Source organism: Paraburkholderia saeva, from assembly GCF_907164555.1.
Taxonomy (GTDB): Bacteria; Pseudomonadota; Gammaproteobacteria; order Burkholderiales; family Burkholderiaceae; genus Paraburkholderia; species Paraburkholderia saeva.
The window spans coordinates 1-549 of record NZ_CAJQZC010000040.1 but is presented as its reverse complement, the minus strand read 5'-3'; the positions used below and the strand labels follow the sequence as shown (position 1 = coordinate 549).

The following is a 549-nucleotide window of genomic DNA, read 5'->3' as shown; positions in this document are numbered from 1 at the left end:
ATCCGTTCGCGCTGTTCGCCGAGCCACAGACCGAACGTGAGACGGATCACCGTGCGCCCATCGGCACGCACCGCGACCGCCGCATCGTCGACCGAGAGCGGCAACAGTTCGGCACGCTGCCCACCGCGACATCGTCCGTGCAGCGTTCGCTGATGCTCGCGGACAGCGCGAACACGTCGGCGGGCTATGTGGCGATCGCGACCAATTCCCTTCTGCTGGGGGCGTCGCAGCGCTCAGGTGCGGCGCGTGGCGACGCCGTGCCGAGTGATGCACAACTCGGAGACTATGCGCTCGACCTGCAGCAGATTTCGCTGATGCTCAATACGCTGGTGATGTGCAGCCTGCGCCAGCCGGAGTGACGATGGGTCGAGCGCTGACGATCGAAGAAATGCAGGCGATTGCGGCAATGCACGGTGGACGATGCCTGTCAACACATTGCGTAAATGCGAATACACGGATCGAATGGGAGTGCGCTGAGGGGCACCGGTGGCTTGCGATCCCGAACAGCGTAAAACGCGGTACCTGGTGCCGGATCTGCGCCGTGCAGGG

1 protein-coding gene and 1 pseudogene are annotated in these 549 nt (G+C 64.1%); both read left to right on the top strand.

Going from position 1 to position 549, the window contains the following annotated elements; translation table 11 throughout:
- A partial coding sequence (locus LPA36_RS29400; protein WP_228884026.1) for a hypothetical protein occupies positions 1–359 on the top strand: 359 nt, incomplete at its 5' end.
- A gap of 2 nt (positions 360–361) precedes the next feature.
- Positions 362–549 (top strand): annotated as a pseudogene (locus LPA36_RS29395) (zinc-ribbon domain-containing protein); the annotation flags it as partial.